Consider the following 21,231-nt stretch of genomic DNA (forward strand, 5'->3'; position numbering starts at 1 on the left):
TTAAATTACTCTTGCGACACAGCACAGTTCATGACCCCGTTTCTCGCCTTGAAGTTTGGCTAACAATCCCATTTGCTCCGTAAAGGCAAGCTCACCGTACAAAGGATGGGCTTGCAGCAGGGCATCCAAACCAGAGGGAAGTTGGCGGGTGAACATAGCCACTGGGCGGAAGCCAGACTTTGCTAGTAAGAGCGCAAGCGTGTGCTCAGAATAATGATACAAATGATCTTCCTCCGTAAATAAAGGCGAATAAACACCATAAGCCTCATTGGTGAACGAGTTTTTGTTGGGCACCGTAATATATAACGTTCCGTCAGGTTGAAGCTGTTCGCGTAAATCTGTCAAAAATGTAACAGGGTCCGCAATATGCTCCAGCACATGCCAGCATGCTACGGCCTCGTATTTGTGATCCAGTGATAAGTCAGTATCTTCTTCTGCTTCTTGTTCTTCATTCAATTCCTGTATTTCATGTGCTTCTTCGGTTTGAGTATCTTCTTCGGCTTCATCGCCCCAGTAACCCGGCAATAAATCCACGTCATATTTGTATTTGGCGTAAGCACGCGAGTCTATGGAAGGTTCAATGCCCACTGCATCCCAGCCGGCTTGAAGGGCAGCATGAATAAATTCTCCGGTACCTGATCCAATCTCAAGCAATTTTCCTTTACTGGTACTGAACATATCCAGCAGCATAAGTCCAAAAAGGGCATGATCTCCATAAGTTGAAGTTGCTGCACTATCCCGCATAGCAACCCATTCGGCATTATAAATTTTTGCAATCATATCCTCTGGCTGTATATGATCCACATCATTACGAAAAACCAATCCGCAGGAGCCGCATCCCATCAAGGTAAAGCGTTCATAGCTATGAAATACTGCCGTGTCGGATGAGCCACACAGTTTGCATTTACTATAAAGTAAGCCCTTTGTTTCAATTTTTATTTGTAGGTCGGAATTATTAATAACCTGGACACTCGCAATCTCTGCAACATCCATGGCGTTCACATCATCGGCAGCTTCATACTCTGGTGCAGTTTCTTTTTCTGCATTTATGTTGTCCTGATCTACCCAAAGCGTGAGTCGGGGGTTCGGGTCCAAAATAGATTCATATTGCTCTTTCCAGCCATAACGAGCACTTGGATCAAGCAACTGGTATCGCTGAAATTTGGCCATGCGAATAGCAGGTGTACACCATCCCCAATGCTGGATACGGTAGTTGCTGATTTCACTGGGTAGGTCAAGCACATTTTCGGGAAATCTCCCACAGTGCAAGGACTGCTCCTTCCATTTATAAGAAAACCCTTCCTTATATCGAATTAAAAAAGGACGGTAATACTGATGAGCCTGCCAATAATCATCATCGCGATAATGCGTGGAAGTCCACATATCAAACAACCTGAAACAAATCGTATCCGCTTTCGTTCCTGCTAACAACGAATGTACCCCTTGAGCAAAACGGGATTCGAACATTTCGTCAGCGTCCATGTTTAATATCCATTCGGGAGAGGATGCCAACGTCTCTCTCCACTGCTGTTTTCGCAGCTCTAATTCATTGGTAAAAGAAGCTGTTTCATTGCGTATTAAACGCAATGGGATTCCCTTCAGGATCTCGCGGCACAACTCTCCGCTATCATCCTGACTGCCATCATCAATAATGACCGCTTCATCAATATATTCCCGATGACTCCGCAGCACGTCAATGAGCTTGCGATCTGCCTCATTGTATACCGTCATGGTCAGCGTCAATTTGGGTTTGGAGACAGGCGGCGTATGAAGTTCACTTTGTCGTGGACCAGAGAATGTTTGTGGTACAGCAAAAGAATCTGCAGTGTACTTGGCAAAGACAGCTGACTCACGGAGATCATAAGGTATAACAGGAGGTTCAGAGAACTTAGAGGGACTTGATGATGCAGAACGATTGAAGGCAGGAGAGTTAGTAGAAGTATCGGAGTGATCCAGATATGCTAAATGTTCTGAATGGTCCGTATGAACACCACTCGTTGTAAAATACTTTAGGGTGAATAGTAGCTGCTCTGCCTTTATTCTGTCCGCTTCCCGGTACAGATGCATCGCCGGATAGTGTGTATCCACAAAAAGTGGAAATCCAAATGCAGCTGCCCGAATACAGAAATGTCGATCTTCTCCCCAATAGGAAACGTTTTTGATTTTACCAAAGTGAATCCCTGCTTCCAGTGCACGTCTGCGGATTAGGGTGCAAGCGCCTAGACCACCCACCTCGTACAAACCAGGAACATGCAATTGGTGTATGAAATGCAACTCGCGTTGCGCTCGCTCCTCTGCCGACAACACTTCGCCTTCTTCACGATGGAACAAATTATATTCATCACTAACCCACACCTGAGGCAATAGAGGCCCCTCCGGCTGCCAGCGTGTCCAGAAAATCTCAGATACAATATCCTTCTCCGCCTCTACCAGTTTACATAAGGTACGGGAATGGAGAATCAGGTCTGAATCGACCAAAAACAGCGCGTCATAATTATGCTGAAGTGCATAATCAATAAGACGATTTTTAAAATCAGCCACTTTCCAGACGAGGGCAGGCGGCCAATAATGAGTGTGCTCATCACTTCGGTTCTCCACTTGCTGTGAGCCTGTCAACAAGGGCAAAACCCTGCCTGGCAGTCGATTGGAAAAATCGGCAAGCCATTGGCTTGAAGTCGGATTGTCATTATCATCGACAAATAAATAATCGGGCAGCACGTCAGGTGCCTCCAGTCGCTCCAAAGCTTGAAGAAATAAAGACAATGTTTCCGGTTTCTGGTGCACCGGGCTACCGATTAGTATACGCATGATTCAACGCCTCCATCAGGTAGAAGCCTCATAAACCGTTCTCCCTCCATGTCCTTAGGCATACCATAATTGCGACCAAGCGATATGGGAGTGAGCGTGGTAGGAATGGACTTACACCTGGAAATATCAATGAAAACGACATCAATACAAAAATACAACCTTAACATCCAGTTAACTGCCTTTTTTCTGTTTTTCACCTGTTTTCCAACTACATTTAGCCATCAAATTTATTTCCCGGTCGCACTTGATAATATCGAATTTCGCACAATCTCCTCCCCCTTCATATCAGACTTTGATTTTCTAATTTATTAGAGCAAGTTTGAATTTATGATCATTACACATCCTCTAAATGCTCCATCGGAATTACTACATAATGAGCAAGCTATCCTACATAAAATGGAGATTATATCAAGTTTTTTGGGAGGGACAAAGAGCATGGTAACTGTCAGCTTATGTATGATTGTCAAAAATGAAGAAGAAGCACTTCATACCTGTCTGAAATCAGTCCATGACCTGGTAGATGAAATCATTATCGTTGATACTGGCTCTACCGACAGTACCCAAGAGGTAGCTGCATCGTTCAACGCTCGGATATACCCTTTTGAATGGTGTGATGATTTTTCCGCAGCCCGCAATTATGCGTTTGATCAGGCAACACAGGAATATCAATTTTGGCTGGATGCCGACGACATCTTAGAAGAGCAAGACCGACTGGCATTTCTCGACTGGAAAAAACAAGCCACCGTCTCGTATGACAGCATTACGATGGATTATGTGCTATCTGTAGATGAACAGGGGCAGCCGCTGCATAAGCTCAAAAGAAACCGAATGGTGCGACGTGATCGTAAATTCAGATGGATCGGATTTGTTCACGAATTCCTGAATGTGACAGGCAGTACCTTTCACAGTAATATGGCGGTGACTCATAAAAAGACACGTGCTTACACTGATCGTAATTTGCATATCTATCTCAAACATCGGGAGCAAGGCACCGCATTTTCTGAACGAGATCACTACTACTTCGCTAATGAACTTTATGATAACGGACGCATACTAGAAGCCATCCAGCAGTACAAACACTATCTGGGTCTAGATCTCGGATGGATTGAAGATCGGATTGCTGCTTGCTTTAAGCTAGCGGATTGCTACGCTCACCAGGGTCAAAAACAGGAGCAGCGTATGGCTCTGCTTCGCACACTTAACCTTGATGTACCACGCGCACAGTTCTGCTGTGCCTTTGGCAATTTGTTCATTGAAGATGAGCAGTATACTCAAGCCATTTACTGGTTTCGTCAGGCGACGCTGATAGAGCCTCCACAAGATGTGATGGCCTTAACCAATTCCTCGTACTATACCTGGTTTCCACACTTGCAATTATGCCTGTGTTACGACCGAATCGGTGACATCGAAAAGGCAAAATCGCATCATCGCATCGCTCAGTTGCACCATCCTACCCATCCAAGCGTGTTATATAACGAGCAATATTTTGCACAACTGAAGCAATAGGGATGAGAAAAACGCGCCAGGGAAGGTCGTTTAATGTAGGCGGCCTTTTAGTCATCATGCCGATATGTGCTCGGCACGATACCCGGGCTGACAGCCTGCAATTTTTGGGGGCTTTTATTTTTGCCCCCTCTTATATACAAAATGCCCATTGCTACTCCTTGAGAACGACCATTTCATAGCTTAGATGACTTCAAAAGAAAAAAGTCTCCTGCAAGCTTAAGCTCACCAAGAGACCTTGTGTATCATTTTCTCAGAACACTTTCTTCCGATCTCTTTCCCCCTTCAAAATTTCCACAGACTCATGGAAACGGAGCGAATGGATTATTTCGCGTTCACGCAGAAACTTCAGACTATCCTGCAAATCCACATCATCTGTTAAATCAATCAGCCACTGATATGTAGCTCTCGCCTTTTCTTCTGCCGCAATATCCTCATACAAATCCGCAATTGGATCACCCTTGGCTTGAAAATAGGTCGCTGTAAAAGGAACTCCGCCTGCGCTCTGGTAATACAGCGCATGATCATGCGCCGCATAATATTCCCCCAGCCCGGCTGCCTTCATTTGCTCTACACTCGCATCCTTGGTCAGCTTGTAAATCATAGTCGCAATCATTTCGAGGTGCGCAAATTCTTCCGTACCTATATCATTAAGTACGCCGATAACCTTATCCGGAATCGTATACCGCTGATTCAGATACCGCAAAGCCGCCGCCAGCTCGCCATCCGCTCCACCATACTGCTCCATAAGCAGTTTGGCCATATGAGGATCACATTTGCTGACACGTACGGGATATTGCAGTTTTTTCTCATATACCCACATTCATGTTCCTCCTTTATAAAAGGTTGTACCTACCTAGACCTGCCACGGCCAAGGAGTTTGGTTCCATTCCCAAGGATACTTGGAATAGGCACGGCCAAAATTTTGTAAAGGCCCATATAAGATCTGGTACTCGTTAGCAATCGCCGTTCTTTCCTGCGTCAGCTTATTGAACTGTTCGATAGCCTGTAAATCATCCGGGTGTGTATTGAGATACAAATTCAGTTCCACCAATACAAAATCTACCGCCTGAAGCTTCTCCAACAGCGCATAAAACTGGGCATCACCCGGCTTGGTTTGGGGCGTGCAGCCTTGGGCTGGGTTTCCGGCTTGACTATAGTCCTGAGCTTGGCTCTGATACTGGTTCTGGTATGAATACGGATTTGAATAAGGGCTTTGATATGGATTCGGCTGTTGATACCCACTCTCATGCTGAATTTGCTGTTGGAATGGGTTTGGGGACTGACCCTGTTTTGGATTCTCCATTCTATTCGCCTCCCCCCTGGTTTCTCATAGGCTCATAAGGGCTGTAAAGTAGAGGCCATAGTGTCCCCTTCGTCAGCGCCTCATCTGGACTGAATTGCGGTAGACCAGGGGGCTGAAATTGTACAAATAAGTTTGGCGGAAGCACATAAGTCTTGCACAGGACGGGTGGACACGGATCGAACGGGCCGACAAACGGGGCATACTCACCTTGCTGTGGAAATTTCACGGGCCGGGACCTCCTTTGATTGATCCATCTGCTTTACTATTCAACATATGCCGCATCGCCCAAGTCTCGAACAAAAAATCACAGATAAAAATAATTGTTCAAAGAAAATAACTATAGAACTGTTTCTAATCAAAAAAGAGCCTTTAAACCCACGGTACGTGGATCTAAAGGCTCTTTCTTCAGCACTCTATAATAACTTACATACCTCAACTGATCTTACCTATCTCTGTGGATCAGGAATCAATCGGTAGAAAGCTCATCTTCAATCACAGGCTCAGGCTTGCGGTGAATCTTCACTCTCATTATGCGAAGCCTTGTTGCTTCCTCCACCTCAAAGGTAAGGTTATAAAACTCAATTTTCTTCCCTTTCACCGGAATGCCTTCCAATTCCTTGAACAGCCATCCCCCGATGGAATCCACCTCGTCGTCTTCAATATTCACTCCAGTCAAATCATTGACATCCTCAATGAGCATACGACCGTCCACAGAGATGAAGTTCTCCTTCATTTCCACGCTCGGGCGTTCATCCTCAAATTCATCATAGAGATCCCCGACGATTTCCTCCAAAATTTCCTCCGCTGTCAGCAGCCCGGCCGTTCCGCCGTACTCATCTACCACGAGAGTCATTTGGGAATGTTTTTTCTGCATAAGGCGTAGCACGTGACTCACTTCCATGGACTCCGGCACATTCAAAATAGGACGTACCACCGAAGCCAGATCCAGTTGCTCTCCCTGCTCAGCTAGCAGAAGATCCGTAATATGGACAAAACCGATAATCTGGTCTTTATCCTCAACCGCTACCGGGTAGCGGGAATGCTTGGTCTCGCTGATAATCTTGAGATTTTCCTTAAACGACAAATTCGTGTACAAACAATCCATATCTGTACGCGGCAGCATGATTTCGCGGGCAAGCAAGTCAGAAAAATCAAAAATATTATCCATCAGCTTAATTTCGTCCTTATCAATCACACCGCTTTTGGCGCTCTGATTCATCAATATACGAATCTCTTCCTCCGAATGAGCCGCTTCGGCTTCACTCGCCGGCTGAATGCCGAATGCACGCAACAGTAAATTTGCCGCAGCATTCAATACCCAGATCACAGGCAGAAAGACCTTATAAAAAAGCAGCAAAGGCGCCGATAAAAACAACGCCACACCTTCGGTCTTCTGAATCGCTAAGGACTTTGGCGCCAGTTCCCCCAATACGATATGCAAAAAGGTAATTACGCAAAATCCGACGATAACGGATACCGTTGTAATCAGTGTACCGTCAGTTACACCGAGTTTGTGCATGAGTGGCTCTATCAGGTAGCCGGATATTGCTGGCTCTCCAATCCAACCCAAGCCCAATGAAGCCAGCGTAATGCCCAATTGGGTGGCGGACAGATAAGCATCCAACTTTTGGTTCACCTTCAGCGCATAGCCTGCCAGGCGATGACCCTCGCTTTGGAGCTGCGTCAATCGGGATTGGCGCATTTTGACCAACGAAAATTCTGCGGCCACAAATACACCATTTAGAAAGACAAGCAGCAGTACCAAGAGGAGATTCACAGCTAGCAATCCCCAATGAAACTCGGTATGACCATCCAATACGAACTCCCCATTTCTATAGTTTGCATTTTGCATCTTTTGGTTTGCAAGCAATTCAATCCAAATTTTATTGATTGGAAGTTGCTAATTAAAATCATGCAAAAATACTCATAATTGTAATGCTTTTCTTGATTTAAAGTCTATTCCTTTGTAGTACATATCCGCCACGAGCAGGTTCGGTCCACAACAGGCAGCGGCATCACAATGACAGTTCACAGTCTGATTCAGCGGATGCTCATTCAGCCATTCACCAAAAATATCGTCCAGACTGTCTTCCTGAATGTTTCCGAAAGCCGGAATGTCTGCAAAATCCGTCACATACACGCTACCCGTGAACATATTCACATTCACACGGTTTCTTCCGTCTGGATCATTACGCACCGTAATATTCGGTTCCTGACGCAAGCGGCGAAGCAGTTTGCGGTCTTCTTCCCGATCCGAACAAGCAAAGAACGGTAATGTCCCAAACAACATCCACATGTCCTGATTACGTACATCCAGCAGCTTATGGATAGAGTTTCGCATATCGTCGAGTGAAAGCACAGGCAAAGCAGAGGCAAAATTCGACGCATACATTGGATGAACTTCATGCCGTCGGCATCCCATTTCGTTGATTAACTGATGAATGCCCTCCAGCTTCGTGTGTGTCCGATAATTAATCATGGATTCAGCTGAAATGAACATTCCCATTTCACTCAATCTGCGGGCATTTTCCATCATTTTTTCATACAGGCGAACAGCACCCGCACGTGGAGTCGGCCGGCGGGTATTTGCAAAACCCACTTCATAAAAATCGTCCGCATTCAAATAGTTAAACGAAATATGCATCACATCCAGATAAGGAAGCATCTTCTCATATCTGCGAATATCTAACGTCAGATTGGAGTTGATTTGTGAGCGAATACCGCGCTCCTTGGCATATTTCAGCAGTGGAACGATCACTTCATCCACTGTTTTATCGAGTAAAGCAGGTTCCCCGCCTGTAATACTGATGGTCTCCAGATGCTCGACTTCATCCAGACGCTTCAGCATTAGGTCTAACGGCAGGAAAGGGGCCTCCTTCATAACCAACATGTCGCCAACAGCGCAATGCTCACAGCGCATATTACATAGATGCGTTACGGTCATTTCCACACTCGTTAGCAAATGACGACCATGTGTACGCAGTGAGACAATCGGGTCCCACGGATCATAGGTTGGCGATATTTGGGGTAGCGTGTTATTTTGTAGAACTGTCATTATGTTTTCACCTTATTTCTGTTATTAACCTCAAAAGACGTATAATTATCATATCATGATGTGTAAAGTGTCTGCATGCTTTCTTCCACATCATCTGCTAATCTACGTGTACTCCTCCGAAAGGGGCGGCAGTAGCGCCCAATGTGTTTGTAATCATAACCGAGAGGGATACGGACAAATCGACATCATAAGGTGCCTTCACTTCCTGCCCATCCCGGTCCCTTACAATGCGAATGACGGGTCTTTGCGGGATTTTGGGATGTATACGCACCACGACCCCCTCTTCCCCCGTGTTGAGCACCACAGAGAGTCCCAGGGGATAAATAGCTACACAATCACGAAAGGCTTCCAGCATTCGCTGCTCATATAACGTTCCTGCCCCGGCGTACAGCACTTCCATCGCTTCATAAGGCAACAAAGCCTGTTTATATATCCGACTTGCTGTCATTGCGTCGTACGAGTCCGCCAGACCGATCCATTTCGCATATTCGTGGATCTGGTCCTTTTTCCAACCATGTGGGTATCCACTGCCGTCGATACGCTCATGATGCTGTAATGCACAATGAGCCGACAACAAGGGAATTCCAGGCTCGTCTTTGAGCAGCTTGTAGCCGATCACCGTGTGTGTTTTCATATGCTCATATTCCTCATCCGTCAATTTACCCGGCTTATAGAGTACTTGAGGTGAAATTTTCATTTTACCGATATCGTGCAGTAGTGAACCTATCCCCAGCTCCATGAGCTGGTTATTATCGTAGCCATTGGATATTCCAAGTACTAGTGAATATAAACATACGTTCAAAGAATGATGATACAAATCCTGATCCGCGGCCCCGATATCCATCAACATAATGATGGTGTCCTGACGGCCTCCAATATCGTCCAGAATGGATTCCATCACCTTATAAAATGACTTGCCAAAATATTTGTGCTTATGATCTACGGAGTAGGATGACAACCCTTGAAACTGCTTTTTGATTTCCTGTAGCGCCGCGGCCCTTGTCTGTTCATGGATCATCTCAGGAATGACGATATCTTCTGTCACAGCATCCTCAATGTATACATATCCAATACCGACTTGGCCTAGACGTTCAATCAATCGCGAAGTAAGCTCAACACCTTCCGAGAGCAGCACCATTCCGTTTTCATTGTATATTTTTTTGCCCAGCTTCATGCCGGCTCTCAATAATGTAACAGGTACCAGTCGCAGCTTAATCCTCTCCCGATTGTTTTGATACCTGAAGCCACCTAGCTGCAAAACATTCTTCCATCGCGCCCGGACGCTTCAACTCCATTTCAATCAAATCCCGTAAAAATTCTGGAAGCATAAATCGGAGATCTGTTCCGTTCGCAAGCACTTCATAACCTGCTTTGAAAGTGAACATATCCAACGTGCCCACTGTGTATTCCTCATGCTCTTCCAATAGTTGACCCGCTACACGAATGTCCGTCACTTTTTCATAAGGAGCACGGCCCGAGTCATACTGAATGGCCAAGCCTTCCACACACATCGTGCCAAGCACTTTGCCTCTGAAGCCAAAGCCCGTCATGGGCTTGTCTGTAAATTCAGGCAGCAAGGACTGCTCCAGCGCCAACCGAATATCTCTTCCCCGCAACTTCATAACACAGGCATTAATCGGCGAAGGGCATAAGGAATGTAGTATTCCTTTGCTGATATCCCCTTGAGGTAATGGGCCGAGCAGTTGTCCCGCATTGACGAGGGCAATTTCTGTTCCTGTAAAATGGGACACCGCTTGTGCCAGCATATTCCCAAAAGGGGATTCCTGATCATATGCAATCTCCAGTTTCCGATCCGTCACCGCAATGGTGCTCTCCATGGTGCGCTCTGCTTGTCTGCGATGCACCACAATGGCCGATGCCACTTTTTCGTCCAGTAGTGTCTGATCTACAGGAACTACGCCGCCTGACGTGACTCGAAACGGTTCGAGGCTATTGTTACGACTTAGTGTCACTTCACCCAGCAGCGTTCCGAACTTCCCCGCCCCACATAAAGCTGTTTTTCCGATCCAAAGCGGTTCCTCCAGCACATGATGGGTGTGACCTCCAAGGATAACGTCAATTTCAGGAAACTGCGACGCTAATTTTTGATCGGAAGGTAGACCCAGGTGCGACATCACGACCAAAACATCAACCTGCTTTCTCAGTGCCGCGATCTGCTTCCCCAGCACCTCAAACGGATTGAGCACATCCCAGCCCAGCAATTGATAAAACTCTACAAAAGGAGCCGTCACACCGAGTAAACCGACCTTGATTCCAGCTTTGTTTACGATAAGGGATTCCTTCATCCACGAAGGGCTCATCCCCGTAGCACGCTCTGTCATATTGCCGCATACGACCGGACAATGAATTCCCGCATATGCCTGTTCAATCATATCCGGGGTAAAAGTCAGTCCCTCATTGTTACCGATCGTAATTGCATCGTATCCTGTTAGATTAATCACATCCACATTTGCCCCACCGAGCGTTCCTTCCGTTTCGGGGGCCATCCGGTCCATGTGGTCTCCTATGTCGAGCACAAGCAGCGCATCCCGTGATGCGGCTCTTCGTTCATCGATCATCGCGGCTATCGAAGGCATACTGCCAAAATGACTATGGATATCATTGGTATGCAAAATGGTCAACGTTTGCCGAGTCGTCATCTCCATAACCGCCCTCCTCTATACTTTATATATATCGACTTTGGAGCTTCTAATGTTTAAGCATACCATGTTATTTAGCAATATGGTACATATGAGTGGACATAGTCCTTAAGCTTCGCTGTACTCTCTGAACAATCTCACATCATAAACATAGTGAAAAGCATTGACGTTATCTACTGTAGGTATCTGATAGGAAACGGGTTCCTGGGACCTATTTTACAGCTTGGAATAATAGTAATTTAGTCGTTGTCATCCCATATAATTCTTGATATATTAGGGTTGTTTCATATTTTCGACAAATTTACGACAATAAGGAGGTTAGCACATGAGAGTTCACGTTACCGATGCCAAGCCGGGAGATCGCCTCAAATCCGATACATACAACGGGCACGGTGTACCTGTCATGATTCAGGGCACCGAGCTTCAGCATGACGACATTTCCAAACTCATTATGCATGGTGTCGATTATATCGACATTGATGCCGGTTCTGCGAGCATTCCGGTTGACTTTGCCCCCGATGTTCCAGCTTCCCCTGAATCCCTCAAACGCGCCGTTCCCCTCATGGAGCAGACGATCAGTGGCTTTGAAAGCATGTTTCTCGAAGCTTCCTCAACTGGAAAATTTGATGAATATCGAGTTGATGAACTGTTCGGCCCTCTCGTTTCAGAGCTGGCTCGTCAAAAAGATGTCGTATCTCTGCTGTTAATTATGGAGCGGGGAGATCACTATACCTATAATCATTCTCTCCAAGTAGGTGTACTGTCATATTACATTGCCACATGGCTTGGATATACAGAAGAAGAAGCTTATGCTGCTGGTAAAGCCGGATATTTACACGATATAGGCAAATCCATGATACCGGATGAAATTTTGAACAAACCAGATAAACTGACACCTGAAGAATTTCATGAAATGAAGAAACATTCTCTCTATGGCTATGATATTATTCGCAATTCAACCAGCGATGAGATTTCTGCAATTGTCGCCTTGCAGCATCACGAGCGTGAAGATGGAAGTGGATATCCCCATGGACTGTTCAAGGAAGAAATTCATCCTTTTGCCAGCATAACAGCTATTGCAGACGTGTATAGCGCGATGATTTCCAATCGTGTGTACCAGACGAAGCAGGAGCTACTCGCCGTATTACGCGAGCTGCACAGCATGAGTTTTGGACATCTAAACCCAGAAGCTACCCAAGTGTTCATCAGACATATGCTTCCTAATTTCATTAATAAGCAGGTTCTGCTGACTACAGGGCAGACAGGAACGATTATTCTGAACAATCCTGCTGATTACTTCAGACCCTTAGTGAGAATTAACGATGATGAATATGTAGATTTATCTAGGGAACGCCATGTATCCATTGATGAAATTTATTTGGAATCCTGATCCGCTACTGCCTCCCGGCGTTACTTCGGTGGAACGAAATGTCTTGCCGAAGCCCAGGCTACGCGAATAAAAAGAGACTGTCCTTGATTCGTAGGTTATTCTACGAAGGACAGCCTCTTTTTATGTTAGGGACATTAACCTAGTCACAATTTACAACGATCAAAAACAATAAAAACGCGTTTCTACTACTATATTATTTGCTACATTTGTTTATTAAATAAGAGGTGCCTGAATCAATGTTGCGAAATTGAACTGGTGTACATGACCATCATTTAATGTGGTTTGGCCCGTAACAAAATGTACGTGCTTGCCATTTCCGACTGGAATAGCGGGTCCTGTTCTAATCCTTCTCAGATTATGAAAATGGTTCACGAAATCAGTTTTTGAAAGATCAATTTCATGGACATGACTTCTTCCAACTCGAATCGCTTGCCCAGTAACACCTGCAAAGCGGTGGTTATGTCGGTCTGCGCCTTCTTCAGCCAGTTTGGTACTACCTTCAAATTCATGTACATGCCTCTGTGTCTGTTTAGAAGAGAGGGTTTTCTTCTTCACTCCAGCTTTATTCTTCTGCATCCGTTGCCTGCCTCCTTATGTTTTGTGGCTTTACAATATCCTATTAAGCAAACATAGTTAAGTGCTAGGCAATTATCCGCAGTCCTAACAATAATTTTTTTTAATTCTATCTCCCCTTATAAAAGCGGTTTCAGAAAACTGCCGAAGTCTTTTTAGACATTACGGAAAAAATAGAAGAAGACGAACTTAAAAAGTTCGCCTTCTATACTAGCAGGAAATCCGAGTCGGCACAAAATCGGCACGACTCCGATTTAACAGCTTTAGAATACCTCAAAAACCTTGTCACACCAAGGGTTACTGCGTTTTAACCAATACTGCCTTCCATTTCGAACTTGATCAAACGGTTCATTTCTACCGCATATTCCATCGGCAGCTCTTTGGTGAACGGCTCAATAAAGCCCATAACGATCATTTGCGTTGCCTCTGCTTCAGTCAAACCACGGCTCATCAGATAGAACAGCTGATCTTCCGATACCTTGGAAACCGTTGCTTCGTGCTCAAGCGTGATGTCGTCATTCATAATTTCATTATAAGGAATAGTATCTGAAGTTGATTGATTATCCAAAATCAGCGTATCACACTTGATATTCGATTTTGCACCTTGAGCCTGACGACCGAATGAAGCTAATCCGCGATACGTTACTTTACCGCCGTGCTTACTGATCGACTTGGATACAATTGTGGAGGTGGTGTCTGGTGCCAAGTGGATCATTTTCGCACCTGCATCCTGATGCTGGCCTTTGCCTGCAACAGCGATGGACAGGACCATCCCTTTCGCTCCACGGCCTTTCAATACAACGGCTGGATACTTCATCGTCAACTTGGAACCGATGTTACCATCGACCCATTCCATCGTTGCGTTTTCTTCTGCAACCGCACGTTTGGTTACCAGGTTATAGATGTTTGGTGCCCAGTTCTGGATCGTTGTATAACGAACGCGTGCGTTCTTCTTACAAATAATTTCGACCACGGCACTATGCAGTGAGTTCGTGCTGTAAATTGGAGCCGTGCAACCTTCTACATAATGCACAAAGCTGTCTTCGTCCGCAATAATAAGCGTACGCTCAAATTGACCCATGTTTTCCGAGTTGATACGGAAGTAAGCCTGCAATGGAACTTCACATTTCACGCCTTTTGGTACATAGATGAAGCTACCACCTGACCATACCGCACTGTTCAGTGCAGCAAACTTATTGTCCGCAGGAGGTACAACTGTTGCAAAATACTCTTTCAGAATCTCAGGATGCTCACGCAACGCCGTATCGGTATCCATGAAAATAACGCCCTGATCTTCCAGTTCCTTTTGCATACTGTGGTAGACAACCTCGGATTCATACTGTGCGGATACACCAGCCAAAAACTTTTGCTCCGCCTCAGGAATACCCAGTTTATCAAAGGTTTCTTTAATTTCCGTCGGAACTTCTTCCCATGTCTTCCCTTGTTTCTCGGAAGGTCTTACATAGTACTGGATATCGTTGAAATCCAGTTCATCCATATCTCCGCCCCAGTTTGGCATTGGCATTTTTTCAAACTGTTTCAGTGCTTTCAGACGGAACTCCAGCATCCATTCTGGCTCATCCTTAATTTTGGAGATTTCCTTTACAATTTCCGGAGTGAGACCCTTACCTGTTTGGAAAATGGACTTGTGCTCGTCACGAAAGCCATATTTATACTCTTCCATTTCCGGTGCTTTCTTGGCCATGTTTCTCAAACCTCCTCTGTTCTATTTAAATTATTTATCTTCATCAATCCCTTTGCGCAGCGCGTTCCAAGCCAGTGTCGCACATTTGATGCGGGCCGGGAACTTATTCACGCCTGACAAAGCTTCCAATTCTTCATAATCATCGAATTCAACGGCTTCTCCCTTCATTAAAGAAGAGAAGCGGCTTGCCATATCCAGTGCCTGATCAATCGTTTTTCCTTTGACCGCTTCTGTCATCATCGAAGCTGAGGACATACTAATCGAGCAGCCTTCGCCAGTAAAACGGGCATCTTCGACCACGCCGTCTTTCGTTTTGAGTTGAAGAGAAATCCGGTCACCACACGTAGGATTATTCAAATCCACCGTAACGGCATCGTCCTCAAAACGTCCGCGATTGCGCGGATTTTTATAATGATCCATAATCACGCGTCGGTACAAGTCATCAAGTTGCATCGCCAAAATACTCCTTTGTTTGGATTAAGGCGCTGACCAAAGCGTCGACTTCCTCTTCCGTGTTATAGAGGTAAAAGCTGGCACGTGCAGTCGCGCTGGCTTTCAACCAGCGCATCAATGGCTGGCAGCAATGATGGCCTGCACGTACAGCCACCCCTTTGCTATCCAATACGGTAGCTACATCATGCGGATGCACATCATCCAAGTTGAATGTTACAAGCCCGACATGACGTTCTGCAGGTCCGTAAATCGTCAACCCCTCCACTTCACGGAGACGTTTGAGAGCATAGTCGACCAGACGGCTTTCATGCTGTGCAATGGCGTCCAGTCCGATGCTTTCCAGAAAATCAATGGCAGCTCCCAAACCAACGGCTCCGGCTATAATCGGGGTTCCACCTTCGAATTTCCAAGGCAGCTCCTTCCATGTGGATTCATACAATCCCACATCGTCGATCATTTCACCGCCGAACTCAATGGGCTCCATGTTTTCCAGCAGCGCCTTCTTGCCGTACAGTGCTCCGATCCCAGTAGGAGCACACATTTTGTGACCCGAAAAGGCATAAAAGTCAGCATCGATGTCTTGCACGTCTACTTTCATATGTGGTGTGCTTTGTGCACCGTCTATAACGATGACTGCGCCTTTGCGATGCGCAATAGCTGCAATCTCTTTGACAGGGTTCACAACACCCAGCACATTGGAGACATGCGCAATCGCTACAATTTTCGTATTTTCTGTAACGGTATTCTCCACATCAGCAAGATCAACGCTACCATCCTCTTGAAGTGGAATATATTTCAAAGTCGCGCCTGTGGCTTTAGCTACCTGTTGCCACGGAATCAGATTACTGTGATGCTCCATTTGGGTGATGACAATTTCATCACCTGCCTGGCAATTAGCCCTGCCATAGGAAGAAGCGACCAGATTCAACGCCGTTGTTGTTCCTCTTGTAAAAATAATTTCCTGACTGCGCTTTGCATTCAGAAAGCGGGCTACCTTCTCCCGCGCACCTTCATAAGCATCCGTTGCGCGACTACCCAAGGTATGCACACCACGGTGAACATTTGAATTATCATATTCGTAGTAGTGCTTGATCGCCTCGATGACCGCCAGCGGTTTTTGCGAAGTGGCCGCATTATCCAAATAAACCAGCGGATGACCGTTAATCTCCTGATGTAAAATCGGGAACTGTTCACGGATCAATGCAGTATTCATTGGCCTAACTTCCTTTCAACAAGGCTTTGCAGCTGATGTTGAAGTCCTTCGAGCGGAATTTCAGATACGACAGGTGCCAAGAAGCCATAAATAATCAGACGTTCAGCTTCTGCACGGCTAATCCCGCGGGACATCAAGTAATACACTTGTTCACGGTTTACCTGACCAACCGATGCTGCGTGACCTGCCGTTACATCATCTTCATCAATCAGCAGGATCGGGTTAGCGTCACCACGCGCTTTCGGGCTGAGCATAAGAACACGTTCTGTTTGCTGACCGTCTGCTTTGGTAGCACCTTTTTCAATTTTTGTAATTCCGTTAATGATGGAAGACGCTTCTTCACGCATTACTGCGCGCGTAATCATCTGACTGGCGGAATTTTTACCAAAATGCTGTGCTTGTGTCGTATAGTTCAGCTTTTGTGAGCCGGAACCAACAGCAATGATCTTGGCATCCGAATTGGAGCCATTGCCTTTGAGCACGGACATGGTATTGCTTGCTGTATTGCCGTTGTTCATTTCGCCCACAATCCATTCGATAGCTGCGTCATTTCCCAACGTAGCACGACGAATCGAAATATCCGTTACTTGCTCTCCAAACTGATGGACTGTCGCATAACGTACTTTAGCTCCTGCATTTGCAACAACTTCTACCGCACCGTTATGAAGAACAGGTGCCGCCAAATCCGCAGATACATAGTTGTCTACGTAAGTCACGGAACTGTGGCTTTCGACAATGAGCAGCACATGCGGCGCAAACGTTGCAGTCGCATCGTCCGTCAGGAATACAGCTTGAAGCGGAACGTTCAGCTCTACATTTTTAGGCACATAAGCAAATACTCCACCGTTCCAGAGTGCTGCGTGCAATGCAGATAATGAATTTTCTTCAGCCTTAATAACTGTGTTCAGATGAGCTTTAACCAAATCAGCATGCTCTTTAACCGCTGTTTGTAAATCCGTGAAAATGACGCCTTGCGCCGCCAATTCCTCGCTCAGCTTCACATATACCGCGCCGGAGTTGCGCTGAATAATCAGACCACCCTCCTGTTGCTCTTTGACCAGATCAGCAATGGCTGCCGGGACCTGCCCTACCGATGCAATGACCTCGTTCTGTTTATGTTGACCGTAATCGTTTAATTTCCATCGTTCGATTTTTGTTTTTTCAAATACCGGAAGCTCCAGTTTGCCTGCAAGCTCAAGTGCTTTTTGTCTGTCTTCGGCCAACCAAGATGGTTCGCCGTTACGTTCGGACAGAACACGCAGTTGCTCGGAATCTACCGGAAGGATTGTTTGTGTAGTCATTAGTTTTCCTCCTCGCTTCCGGCTTACGCCTCTTGTCCTACAGTTTCATCAACGATACCCAGCTCTTCCTTGATCCAGTCGTAACCGTCCGCTTCCAGACGCTCAGCAAGCTCAGGACCACCGGATTTAACGATACGTCCTTGCATCATTACATGTACATAATCTGGTTTAACGTAGTTTAACAGACGTTGATAGTGAGTAATGATAAGGAAACCACGCTCTTCGGAACGCATAGCGTTGACACCGCTAGCCACGATTCTCAAAGCATCGATATCCAGACCGGAGTCGATTTCATCAAGAATGACAATTTTCGGATCAATCATCATCATTTGCAAAATTTCATTCCGTTTTTTCTCACCACCAGAGAAGCCTTCGTTCAGGTAACGGTGAGCAAACTCAGGATTCATTTCGAGCTCTTTCATTTTGCTTTCCATTTGACGGATAAACTTAATCAGGGAGATTTCTTGTCCTTCTTCACGGCGTGCGTTGATCGCACTACGCAAAAAGTCGGAGTTCGTTACCCCTGCAATTTCACTCGGATACTGCATCGCCAAGAACAATCCTGCACGTGCACGCTCATCCACTTCCATATCCAGCACGTCTTCTCCATCCAAAGTTACTTTGCCATCTGTGACTTCATATTTAGGATGACCCATCAAAGCAGACGCGAGTGTACTTTTACCCGTACCGTTAGGACCCATGATGGCATGGATTTCTCCGCCCTTCATTTCGAGGTTAATACCTTTCAAAATTTCCTTGCCTTCAATGGTCGCCTTGAGACCTTCAATCTTAAAGTTTGTAGCCATATTCGCAATACCCTCCAAAAAATGTAGTGTGGTGTCGAAATCAGAAAGTATATTTAAACAGGGGAGCCCCCTGATTTCAAGTAATATTTAAAAATTTATTTATAATCATTCTAAACTGATTCTCAATGATTCTCAAGTTATTTTATAATAAATATCTTTAAGGGTGCAACCAACAGACACACGTTATCCAACTTTCTTCATAAAATGTTCACCCTACTAGGCACACAAATAGCAAAATTCATCCTGTGGTTGTTCATATAATTATAAATTTGTACAAAAAACATGGGATGCATGATCTTTTTCCAGCCATAAAAACGCTACTGACAGCATGACGTCAGTAGCGTTTTACATGTAGAGAGTTTATTTCAGAGCGTAACCCCATCACTATGGAGTGGAATTAATTTCACCGAACTAGGCATTGGGTAATGGAGCGAAATTCGGCCAATTAGCCCAAATAAGAGCGAAGCATCCACATATGTTTCTCCAGATCCGCTTTATAACCAATCAGCAAATCTGCAGTTGGCTGGTCGGAATTGCTTTCCGCCAGTTCGATACCTTCCTGAAACTCCTCGCATACAGTTGCAAAATCCTCGATCAAGGTTTGTACCATCTTAGGAGCATCTTCGTTGCCGGTTGCTTCCTGAATCGACGACAGCTCCAGATATTCCTTCAACGTTGCGGAAGGAGAACCTTTCAACGCGAGCAAACGCTCGGCGATCTCATCCATTTTCAATGTCACTTCATTGTATAACTCTTCAAATTTAACATGGAGTGTGTAGAAACTAGAGCCTTTCACATACCAGTGATAGTTATGAATTTTTACATATAACACATTGAGGTTAGCGACTTGACGGTTTAAAAGTTCCTCCACCGATTTGGTTTGCGTATTTTTCGAGTTACTTGTTGTTTTAGCCATCATAAATCCCTTCCTTTTTCATCAAATTGACTTTCAGGAACGTTTACATATCCATCACCGTCATTACTGACGGTAAGACGCCAGCGGGCATCCTAATATCACCTGCCGGACGTCTGTCTCATATTTACCCTCTCTATACGGAGACGAAACAAAAAAAGAGTTCTCCTTTCTTCCTCTTTCAATCCCCATAAAAAAAATGTACAAAACTTCAATGATTTTCGTTATACTTTCTATATCATATCAAAATACTTGGTTTAATATTGTGATATTTTTTAAACTATTTACATGCGCACATTTTATGGAGGTGACTTCGTTGTCCCAATATCATCCTTTAACGACTGAAGAAGCAATCGAATTCGTGAAGAACATCCCCGGATTTTTTAGTCAGGAAGCCCATCTGGAATGCCGAGAAATCGGTGATGGTAACTTAAATCTGGTTTTTCATATTACGGATTCTGAATCTAACAAGAGTATCATTGCCAAGCAGGCACTTCCCTATGTAAAAATTGTGGGTGAATCCTGGCCGCTTTCACTGGATCGTGCCCGTATTGAACGCGAGGCACTTCAGCAGGAACACTACATTTGCCCCGAATTGGTTCCTGCGGTACTGGCGTATGACGATGAGCTTGCGTTGACCGTGATGGAGGATCTTAGCTCACACACCATCATGCGCAAGGGACTAATAGAAGGAAACACCTATCCATATTTCGCTAATCATATTGGGGAGTTTCTGGCACGCACGCTCTTCTTCACCTCAGATTTGGGCATGAATCAGCAGGATAAAAAAGACCTGGTTAAACGCTTTATCAACCCGGATCTCTGCAAAATAACTGAAGATCTGATTCTGGATGAACCGTATCGGATCTCAGATAATAACAACTATGGTGCGTACATCGAAGACGAAGCAGAGGCACTACGTACAGATCAAGTGCTTCACCTGGAAGTGGCTTTGCTGCGAGAAAAGTTTTTGACACGAACCGAAGCGCTTCTGCACGGTGACCTTCATACTGGCAGCATTTTTGTAACGACCGAATCGACTAAAGTCATTGATCCTGAATTTGCCTACTACGGACCCATGGGCTTTGATATCGGAGCAGTGATCGCCAATCTGCTGTTGAACTACGCAGCACAACCCGGATGGACCTCTGGCGAGAAGGCTCTAAAGGAAAGGCGTGACTGGGTTCTGGAGACCGCCATTCAGGTATGGGAGCAGTTTGAGCGTAGGTTCCGCAAACTGTGGGATGAGCATGTCACCGATCATATGGCACGTACAGCGGGATATCAGGACTTGTATCTCCAGAAAGTACTGCAAGATACGATTGGTTTTGCAGGGTGCAAAGTGATTCGCCGTATCATCAGCCTGTCGCATGTGGCAGATATCGACACCATTGCCGATCCTGCTATCAAGGAAGCTGCGGAACGTCTGGCGTTATCTATCGGTAAATCCTTGGTTCTTCGCAATCGCGAGCTTCATTCGATTCGGGAACTGGGAGACATTGTTCGGACAGCAACAGCTGCCCAAACTAAAGGAGCTTAAAGAAT

Annotated in this window: 18 protein-coding genes; 3 read left to right on the forward strand and 15 right to left on the reverse strand. The window is 45.4% G+C overall.

What is annotated here, in order from left to right:
- On the reverse strand, positions 1 to 2,808 hold the full coding sequence (locus tag MKX30_RS13425) for a bifunctional glycosyltransferase/class I SAM-dependent methyltransferase (protein ID WP_341062899.1): 2,808 nt from the start codon (positions 2,806 to 2,808) through the stop codon (positions 1 to 3).
- A gap of 435 nt (positions 2,809 to 3,243) precedes the next feature.
- Between MKX30_RS13425 and MKX30_RS13430 the strand changes: the two genes are divergently transcribed.
- Entirely contained in the window at positions 3,244 to 4,314 is a 1,071-nt protein-coding gene (locus tag MKX30_RS13430) for a glycosyltransferase family 2 protein (protein ID WP_023987894.1), read from the forward strand.
- 250 nt (positions 4,315 to 4,564) lie between these two features.
- On the opposite strand, the gene MKX30_RS13435 is transcribed toward MKX30_RS13430, so the two are convergent.
- The 7 genes from MKX30_RS13435 to MKX30_RS13465 all read right to left on the reverse strand — a co-directional run bounded on the left by MKX30_RS13435 (position 4,565) and on the right by MKX30_RS13465 (position 11,338).
- Positions 4,565 to 5,134: a manganese catalase family protein gene (locus tag MKX30_RS13435; RefSeq protein WP_013309567.1), complete on the reverse strand. Its 570-nt coding sequence runs from the start codon at positions 5,132 to 5,134 to the stop codon at positions 4,565 to 4,567.
- A 33-nt stretch (positions 5,135 to 5,167) separates the two neighbouring features.
- Positions 5,168 to 5,617, reverse strand: coding sequence for a spore coat protein CotJB (locus MKX30_RS13440; RefSeq protein ID WP_023987893.1), 450 nt, complete (start codon positions 5,615 to 5,617; stop codon positions 5,168 to 5,170).
- Between the two features lies 1 nt (position 5,618).
- A complete protein-coding gene (locus MKX30_RS13445) occupies positions 5,619 to 5,843 on the reverse strand; it encodes a spore coat associated protein CotJA (protein ID WP_025722540.1) in 225 nt (74 codons plus the stop codon).
- A gap of 240 nt (positions 5,844 to 6,083) precedes the next feature.
- A complete protein-coding gene (locus MKX30_RS13450; protein WP_023987891.1) occupies positions 6,084 to 7,433 on the reverse strand; it encodes a hemolysin family protein in 1,350 nt (449 codons plus the stop codon).
- A 108-nt stretch (positions 7,434 to 7,541) separates the two neighbouring features.
- Positions 7,542 to 8,672, reverse strand: a complete 1,131-nt coding sequence (yfkAB, locus tag MKX30_RS13455) for a radical SAM/CxCxxxxC motif protein YfkAB (RefSeq protein ID WP_075154000.1) — start codon at positions 8,670 to 8,672, stop codon at positions 7,542 to 7,544.
- A gap of 97 nt (positions 8,673 to 8,769) precedes the next feature.
- On the reverse strand, positions 8,770 to 9,930 hold the full coding sequence (locus tag MKX30_RS13460) for an HD-GYP domain-containing protein (RefSeq protein ID WP_025722542.1): 1,161 nt from the start codon (positions 9,928 to 9,930) through the stop codon (positions 8,770 to 8,772).
- Positions 9,884 to 11,338 (reverse strand): bifunctional metallophosphatase/5'-nucleotidase, encoded by a 1,455-nt coding sequence (locus MKX30_RS13465; RefSeq protein ID WP_341062900.1) that lies wholly within the window; start codon positions 11,336 to 11,338, stop codon positions 9,884 to 9,886. Before MKX30_RS13465 ends, MKX30_RS13460 begins: the two co-directional genes overlap by 47 nt.
- 319 nt (positions 11,339 to 11,657) lie before the next feature.
- On the opposite strand from MKX30_RS13465, the gene MKX30_RS13470 reads away from it, so the two are divergent.
- Positions 11,658 to 12,722, forward strand: coding sequence for an HD-GYP domain-containing protein (locus MKX30_RS13470; protein WP_023987887.1), 1,065 nt, complete (start codon positions 11,658 to 11,660; stop codon positions 12,720 to 12,722).
- A 213-nt stretch (positions 12,723 to 12,935) separates the two neighbouring features.
- On the opposite strand, the gene MKX30_RS13475 is transcribed toward MKX30_RS13470, so the two are convergent.
- The 7 genes from MKX30_RS13475 to MKX30_RS13505 form a co-directional block, all read right to left on the reverse strand.
- Entirely contained in the window at positions 12,936 to 13,298 is a 363-nt protein-coding gene (locus MKX30_RS13475) for a YmaF family protein (RefSeq protein WP_023987886.1), read from the reverse strand.
- A gap of 304 nt (positions 13,299 to 13,602) precedes the next feature.
- Entirely contained in the window at positions 13,603 to 15,000 is a 1,398-nt protein-coding gene (sufB, locus tag MKX30_RS13480; protein WP_013309556.1) for a Fe-S cluster assembly protein SufB, read from the reverse strand.
- A gap of 30 nt (positions 15,001 to 15,030) precedes the next feature.
- Complete coding sequence (gene sufU, locus MKX30_RS13485; RefSeq protein ID WP_013309555.1) at positions 15,031 to 15,453, reverse strand: Fe-S cluster assembly sulfur transfer protein SufU; 423 nt, start codon at positions 15,451 to 15,453, stop codon at positions 15,031 to 15,033.
- Complete coding sequence (locus MKX30_RS13490) at positions 15,443 to 16,666, reverse strand: cysteine desulfurase (RefSeq protein WP_076264325.1); 1,224 nt, start codon at positions 16,664 to 16,666, stop codon at positions 15,443 to 15,445. Before MKX30_RS13490 ends, sufU begins: the two co-directional genes overlap by 11 nt.
- Positions 16,663 to 17,967: a Fe-S cluster assembly protein SufD gene (gene sufD, locus MKX30_RS13495; protein WP_023987884.1), complete on the reverse strand. Its 1,305-nt coding sequence runs from the start codon at positions 17,965 to 17,967 to the stop codon at positions 16,663 to 16,665. Before sufD ends, MKX30_RS13490 begins: the two co-directional genes overlap by 4 nt.
- 23 nt (positions 17,968 to 17,990) lie before the next feature.
- Positions 17,991 to 18,773 (reverse strand): Fe-S cluster assembly ATPase SufC, encoded by a 783-nt coding sequence (gene sufC, locus MKX30_RS13500; RefSeq protein ID WP_013309552.1) that lies wholly within the window; start codon positions 18,771 to 18,773, stop codon positions 17,991 to 17,993.
- 445 nt (positions 18,774 to 19,218) lie between these two features.
- Positions 19,219 to 19,689 (reverse strand): Dps family protein, encoded by a 471-nt coding sequence (locus tag MKX30_RS13505; RefSeq protein WP_013309551.1) that lies wholly within the window; start codon positions 19,687 to 19,689, stop codon positions 19,219 to 19,221.
- 313 nt (positions 19,690 to 20,002) lie between these two features.
- Between MKX30_RS13505 and mtnK the strand changes: the two genes are divergently transcribed.
- Complete coding sequence (gene mtnK / locus MKX30_RS13510; protein ID WP_028542908.1) at positions 20,003 to 21,226, forward strand: S-methyl-5-thioribose kinase; 1,224 nt, start codon at positions 20,003 to 20,005, stop codon at positions 21,224 to 21,226.
- Positions 21,227 to 21,231 lie beyond the last annotated feature (5 nt).

Source organism: Paenibacillus sp. FSL P2-0173 (assembly GCF_038008045.1).
Classification (GTDB): domain Bacteria; phylum Bacillota; class Bacilli; order Paenibacillales; family Paenibacillaceae; genus Paenibacillus; species Paenibacillus polymyxa_B.

Coding starts and splice junctions, on each gene's coding strand:
- sufU (WP_013309555.1), bottom strand. CDS start 15,453: ATGCAACTTGATGACTTGTACCGACGCGTGATTATGGATCATTATAAA.
- MKX30_RS13505 (WP_013309551.1), bottom strand. CDS start 19,689: ATGGCTAAAACAACAAGTAACTCGAAAAATACGCAAACCAAATCGGTG.
- MKX30_RS13470 (WP_023987887.1), top strand. CDS start 11,658: ATGAGAGTTCACGTTACCGATGCCAAGCCGGGAGATCGCCTCAAATCC.
- MKX30_RS13440 (WP_023987893.1), bottom strand. CDS start 5,617: ATGGAGAATCCAAAACAGGGTCAGTCCCCAAACCCATTCCAACAGCAA.
- MKX30_RS13425 (WP_341062899.1), bottom strand. CDS start 2,808: ATGCGTATACTAATCGGTAGCCCGGTGCACCAGAAACCGGAAACATTG.
- MKX30_RS13465 (WP_341062900.1), bottom strand. CDS start 11,338: ATGGAGATGACGACTCGGCAAACGTTGACCATTTTGCATACCAATGAT.
- MKX30_RS13430 (WP_023987894.1), top strand. CDS start 3,244: ATGGTAACTGTCAGCTTATGTATGATTGTCAAAAATGAAGAAGAAGCA.
- sufB (WP_013309556.1), bottom strand. CDS start 15,000: ATGGCCAAGAAAGCACCGGAAATGGAAGAGTATAAATATGGCTTTCGT.
- yfkAB (WP_075154000.1), bottom strand. CDS start 8,672: ATGACAGTTCTACAAAATAACACGCTACCCCAAATATCGCCAACCTAT.
- sufC (WP_013309552.1), bottom strand. CDS start 18,773: ATGGCTACAAACTTTAAGATTGAAGGTCTCAAGGCGACCATTGAAGGC.
- MKX30_RS13435 (WP_013309567.1), bottom strand. CDS start 5,134: ATGTGGGTATATGAGAAAAAACTGCAATATCCCGTACGTGTCAGCAAA.
- MKX30_RS13475 (WP_023987886.1), bottom strand. CDS start 13,298: ATGCAGAAGAATAAAGCTGGAGTGAAGAAGAAAACCCTCTCTTCTAAA.
- sufD (WP_023987884.1), bottom strand. CDS start 17,967: ATGACTACACAAACAATCCTTCCGGTAGATTCCGAGCAACTGCGTGTT.
- MKX30_RS13490 (WP_076264325.1), bottom strand. CDS start 16,666: ATGAATACTGCATTGATCCGTGAACAGTTCCCGATTTTACATCAGGAG.